The sequence below is a fragment of the Chryseobacterium urinae genome (assembly GCF_030518295.1).
GTDB classification, from domain to species: domain Bacteria; phylum Bacteroidota; class Bacteroidia; order Flavobacteriales; family Weeksellaceae; genus Chryseobacterium; species Chryseobacterium mucoviscidosis.
The window spans coordinates 185,083-191,082 of record NZ_JAULSJ010000005.1; the positions used below are offsets into that span (position 1 = coordinate 185,083).

Annotated in this window: 4 protein-coding genes and 1 tRNA gene; 4 read left to right on the top strand and 1 reads right to left on the bottom strand. The window is 38.5% G+C overall.

Features of this window, described 5'->3' with window-relative positions; all coding sequences use genetic code 11:
* Nucleotides 1–180 precede the first annotated feature (180 nt).
* A complete protein-coding gene (locus QWT87_RS04995) occupies nucleotides 181–4,008 on the bottom strand; it encodes a T9SS type B sorting domain-containing protein (protein WP_302714286.1) in 3,828 nt (1,275 codons plus the stop codon).
* 351 nt (nucleotides 4,009–4,359) lie between these two features.
* Here QWT87_RS04995 and rpsU point away from each other — a divergent pair, with 351 nt between their 5' ends.
* The 4 genes from rpsU (at nucleotide 4,360) to QWT87_RS05015 (ending at nucleotide 5,997) form a co-directional block, all read left to right on the top strand.
* Nucleotides 4,360–4,557 (top strand): 30S ribosomal protein S21, encoded by a 198-nt coding sequence (gene rpsU, locus QWT87_RS05000; protein ID WP_062697349.1) that lies wholly within the window; start codon nucleotides 4,360–4,362, stop codon nucleotides 4,555–4,557.
* 82 nt (nucleotides 4,558–4,639) lie between these two features.
* Complete coding sequence (locus QWT87_RS05005; RefSeq protein ID WP_302714290.1) at nucleotides 4,640–5,527, top strand: tyrosine-type recombinase/integrase; 888 nt, start codon at nucleotides 4,640–4,642, stop codon at nucleotides 5,525–5,527.
* Nucleotides 5,524–5,814, top strand: coding sequence for an HPF/RaiA family ribosome-associated protein (locus tag QWT87_RS05010; protein WP_076390695.1), 291 nt, complete (start codon nucleotides 5,524–5,526; stop codon nucleotides 5,812–5,814). The genes QWT87_RS05005 and QWT87_RS05010 overlap by 4 nt, the downstream gene beginning before the upstream one ends.
* Nucleotides 5,815–5,923: 109 nt before the next feature.
* Nucleotides 5,924–5,997, top strand: a tRNA-Thr gene (locus QWT87_RS05015).
* Nucleotides 5,998–6,000 lie beyond the last annotated feature (3 nt).

The window sequence follows — 6,000 nt, forward strand, 5'->3', positions numbered from 1 at the left end:
GAAGCATAAATGATAGACGAAAAAAACTTTTAAGCAAAGAACAAAAATCTGAACAGCAAAAAAATAACCCTCAAAAACAAAAAGTGCCGGAAAAAACCCTACACTTCTATAATTCATCTAATTTCTCTCCTCAATCTCAATCTCAATCTCAATCTCAGCCTCAATCTTAAATTAACCTCATCAATCCCTGTTCTTTAGTAAAATCCATCCCGAAAGCTGAACAGGCTTTTTAATGATTTTATCTTCCCACTGTAATTTATACCAGTACGTTCCGGTTGGAAGAGGTCTTCCGATGTATTTTCCGTCCCAGATCGGCGTTTTGGTGGTCGGTCGGAAAACTTCTTTTCCGTATCGGTCGAAAATACCCCCTTCAAAATTTCCGTATTTGCTGATCTCGCTGAAATCAATCACATCATTGCTTCCGTCACTGTTCGGAGTAATAACGTTTGCCATAAAGAACGTATAATAATCGGCCGTGGTATCGCAGGTTGCTCCTCTGTTTCTTACCCTTATCGAATATTTCGTGTTTTTTAGTACCTGGAAAGTGTTGGAAGCCTGCCACGTTACGCCTCCGTCTATGGAGTACTCTATAGGTACATTTCCGTTATTTTGTACAATAATCGTTAAGAATGGATCTTTGTAAGTGATTTCTTTAATTTGAGGGGTTACAATATATCCAACCGTTGCAGTAAACGTTTTAGAACAGACTCCGTTACTGATGGTTACCGAATAGGTTCCCGCGGTGTCTACATTGATGGTTTGAGAAGTTGCTCCGGTATTCCATGAATAAGAGTAATTCGGACCGCTTCCTGCATCCAGAATACCTTTGTCACCCTTACAGATCTCAATATTTTTTAGCGTAGAAACAATTTCCGGAACAACCGTGATGGTAATTGTAGCAGGAGTCGTCGCAGAACAGCCGTTTGTTCCGATTCCTGTTACCGTGTACGTTGTGGTGGTTGTCGGGGAAACAATCTGTGTGTTGCCGTTTCCTGTTAATCCCGTCCATGTGTATGTTGCAGCGCCCATTGCTGTAAGAGCAATAGATTCACCTTTACAGATTGATATTTTTGGTGCCGAAACACTGATGATCGGCGGTGTAATGTTCTTAATGACCGTTACAGAACTTTGTTTTACGCATCCGTTGGAAGTCGGGCTTGTAATCGTTAAAGTATAAGTTCCTGAATTATTAACAACCGGTGTTAACGTATTGGCTCCGGAAACAATATTTCCCCCACCTGTAGCGATCCATAAGAAAGTAGATCCGGGTTGATAAACAGAAGTCGTTGCGTTTAAAGTAACCTGAGCATTTGTACAGTTAATTTCTGCCGGAGGATTAATATTAATGACGATGGCCGGATCCATTGTCACGGTTGCAGATCTTGTATATTGACAGCCGTCCGGCGTAGTTACCGTTACTGTATAAATTCCGGAAGCATTTACTGTGGTTGTGGCAGTTGTGGCTCCGTTTGACCATGAAAAAGTATTTCCCGTTCCGTTTGCACTAGCCGTTAAAACGGTTGAAGCACCTTCGCAGAAATTTAAATTTCCGGAAATCTGAACATTCGGATCTGTTCCCTGAGTGATCGTAACAGAAACAGGATCGCTTGTGCAGATTCCGTTATTATAGGTTAAAGTATAGGTTCCCGGAGCAGATACGCTGATCGACTGGGTCGTTGCTCCGTTTGACCATGTGTTTCCTGTTGCTGAACCCGAAGTAAGGGTAACAGGATTGTTGTTACAGATGACATTCGATGAAGCAGTAATTGTCGGAATTGGTTTTACATTAACAATCAATTGTAATTCAGCGATTTTCGAACAAGAACCTGATTTCACTAAAACATAAATCGTAGTATTTCCTGAAATATAAGCCGAAGGATTTGCAATCGTATTGCTGTTTCCGGCTAATGCATTCGCCTGATTCATATAATAACTGAATATTACTCCTGTCGTTGTACTGATGTTCGGTTGCGCTGATGTTAAATTAAATGTTCCGGTATTGTTATTTGAACAGACACTTAAAGATGAATTTTGTACAACAGGCACTGCTCCCTGAACTACTGTCACAGATTTTGTGTACTGGCAGTTGGCAGGAGTATTTACAGTCACCGTATAAGTTCCCGGCGTTGAAACTGAAATTGAATTTCCTATGGCGCCTGTAGACCATGAATATGTATTTCCTGTTCCGTTAGACGTTGCTGTTAAGGTTGTCGGAGACCCGCAGACAATTAAATTTCCCGTAATCTGAGGATTCGGATCGCTTTCTGCGGTTAATGTTACTGAAACGGGCGCACTCGTACATATTCCGTTGGTGTTGGTTAAAGAATAAGTTCCTCCGGATGTAACCGTGATAGATTGTGTTGTTGCTCCGGTAGACCATGTATTTCCGGTTGGAACACTTGAAGTAAGCGTTACATTTCCGCCAAAACAGATCGTCAAAGATGAACTTGTAATCGTTGGAGAGGCAAGCTGGGTTACATTGAGCTGAAGCGAAACTACCTTTGAGCACGTTGCTGTTTTTACTCTTAAATAAACAGTTGCGTTTCCCGATGTATAAGCGGTTGGCGTTGCAATAGTATTTGTATTCCCGGCAATGGCATCTGCCTGATTCACATAATAATCAAAAGTAACTCCAGAAGTCGTGCTTATGTTGGGTTGTGCTGTTGTTAAATTAAAAATTGCTGTACTTGTACTGGAACAATTGGTTAAAGTCGCATTTTGAGCAACAGGAACCGCACCCTGTACAACCGTTACGGATTTTGTGTATTGGCAGTTCGCCGGAGTTTTTACGGTTACGGTATACGTTCCGGGAGCAGTTACGGTAATTGAAGGAGTTGTAGCTCCGGTAGACCATGAATAGGTGTTTCCTGTTCCCGTTGAAGTTGCAGTAAGAATTGTAGAAGTATTTTCACACAATGTCAGATTTCCGCTGATCTGCGCATTTGGATCTATGTCCTGGGTGATGGTAACGGAAGCTTGTGGACTCGTACAGATTCCGTTGCTGCTCGTTAAAGTATAGGTTCCGGGTGTATTTACAGTGATAGACTGGGTTGTCGCTCCTGTAGACCACGTGTTTCCTGTCGCATTGTTTGATGTTAAAGTAACATTTCCGTTAGGGCATAACTTTGTGGAGGATGCAGTTATAGATGCCGTTACACTTTTGTCTTTAAAAACGATAGCATTCGTTTGTTTACAGGAGTTAATAGAATTATTGGGATTATTCGGATCCTGATAACTTATATTATAGTAGTAAGTAGTTCCTGTATTTACTGTAATAGGTGTGGTAATCGGATTCGTTCCCGTAGCAGCGTTGTTCGCTGTACTGTAATAGGAAACATAAAAATTAGGATTTCCATTTAATATTCCCGGCGATAAGGTACTGAAATTAAATGTAGTAGAACTTCCGCAAATATTGATTTCTCTCGGAGAGCTTGCAGTTGGTCCCGGGTTTCCCGGCGGCACAAAAGGATTGGGAGCAATCGTGGAATTTGTGAAAGGAGATACAAAAGTTGCCGTTCCTCCCCATGTTAGATTAAAAGTGTAAACTGTTGTAGACCAGTTGTCTATGTATAAATAGTACGTCTGACCCGCCACGACATCCATATATTTACAGTAAGGATCTGTATTTCCTGCGCCGGATGAGGTATTGGTATTCGTCATGTTCATCCCTGTATTGGTATAATATCCGGAAGCGTTACATCTTACCGGAGTTCCTCTGTTGGAGCAGGTTACATTCGGTCCGTAAATCGCCCAGTCATAATCTACCGGTCCGGTAGGAGCGAGGTCAAAAGTAAGTGTTCCGCTAGTGGCAATCGTAAATTTATACCAAACCGAGTGGTTCTCGTAAGAAAGACATCCTCCCAAAGTTTCATTGGTGTTGCCGATTCCCACAGGAGTATAATTAATGCCCGAATTTCCGCAGACGGTAATGGCGGAAACGCAATCTTCCTGTGAAAACACAAAAACAGAAAAGAGCATTACGATAGAAAAGAGTAATTTTTTAAGCATGTTGAAGGGAATATGGTTTTACTCGAAATAAATCAAAACTTAGATTCTGTAGACTGTGAAAACAGAATAGTCCTTATAAAAAAGGAGTAATGGGATAGGATCATAGCTGTTTGGTTTTAAGCAGTTTAATATAATCTGCAAATCTAAATAAATAAAGAATGCAAAACCATATAATTTGTTGAATAATTTTTTATAAATACACTTAAATTATTACGAATAAAATGTTAAATGCTTTTCTTAATAAATTATTTTGAAAATTTAAGTTGCATGATTTTAAAGATTTTTATTGAATAAAGTTTTGCGGTTTCATAAATAATGTTTACTTTTGCAATCCAAAATGAGATGTAATATATGTTAATAATTCCAGTAAAAGACGGAGAGTCTATCGACAGAGCATTAAAAAAATATAAAAGAAAATTTGATAAAACGGGTACAGTTCGTCAGTTAAGAGCTAGACAACAATTTATCAAGCCTTCTGTAACTTTAAGACAAGCTAGATTAAAGGCTGCTCACAAGCAAAGAAATCTTAGCAAAGAAGAACAGGCTTAAGAATTTTCTTACACACATACTAAATTCACTCTTTAAATGTTTATATTTGAAGAGTGAATTTTTTGTTTTTATATACTAAATGATGCTGGACAAATTCCTGGAATATTTACAGTTCGAGAAGAGATATTCTCCTCACACCATTACAAGCTACCGAAAAGATCTTGAAGATTTTTCCCATTTCTGCCTGAAGACAGAAGCTTCGGAAGATATTTCCAAAGCCGACAAAAAAATAATCAGAAATTTTATCGTAGAGCTGAGCGAAAATGATATTTCCAAACGGAGTATCAACAGAAAATTGTCTTCGCTTCGCAGCTTTTACCTTTTTCTTTTAAAAATCGGTGAAATAAAAATTTCTCCCACAGAAAGTATTTCTTCATTAAAATTTTATCCCGAAAAGCAGATTCCGATATCAAAAGAAGAAATGCAAACACTTAATGATCAGGTTTTTGAAGAAATTAACGATATTCTGGATAAATGTATCGTTGAGGTGCTTTATCAGACAGGAATCCGGAAAGCAGAGCTTTGTGGTATGACTTTTGAAAATGTAAACCTTAGCGGAAACGAACTGAAAATAATAGGAAAGGGAAACAAAGAAAGATACATCCCCATCTCCGGAGAACTTTCGGATCTGCTTAAAAGTTATTTGAAAATAAGGAAACCACTGCCTGAACATGATTTATATTTTTTTGTCAATACCAAAGGCAAAAAACTCACTGAAAAATTTGTTTATGTGGTCGTTAATAATTACCTTAGTCTTGTAACAACAAAAGAAAAAAGAAGTCCTCACATCCTTCGTCACAGCTTTGCTACACACGTTTTGGATAATGGGGCAGAGATCTCTAAAGTAAAAAAAATATTAGGACATTCAAGCCTTGCAAGTACACAAGTCTACACGAATGCTAATATAGAACAATTGAAAAAAGTGTTTAATCGGGCTCATCCAAGAGCCTCAAAAAATGACGAATTATGAAGATCACAGTACAATCAATTGGTTTAACTCCACACGAACCACTAGAATCACACATTGAAAAAAAAGTAAGCAAACTGGATACTTTTTATGACAAAATTCAGGAGTGTAAAATATTTTTAAAAGTAGAAAACAACTCGGATAAAGCAAACAAAACGGCCGAGATTATTCTGGCGGTTCCGGGAGACGATATTGTAGTAAAGAAGACCTCTGCAAGTTTTGAGGAAAGTTTAGACCTATGCGTTGATACTGCTAAAAAGCTATTAATCAAGAAAAAAGAAATGGCTTAGAAAAAAAAGTTAAAAAAAGTTATTAAAAAATTTGAGAATTCAAAAAATCCGTTCTATATTTGCACTCGCAAAAAGGGAACAGCGATCTTTTGAATTCTTTTTTAATAATGCTTCCATAGCTCAGTTGGCCAGAGCACGTGATTTGTAATCTCGGGGTCGTGGGTTCGAATCCCTCTGGAAGCTCAA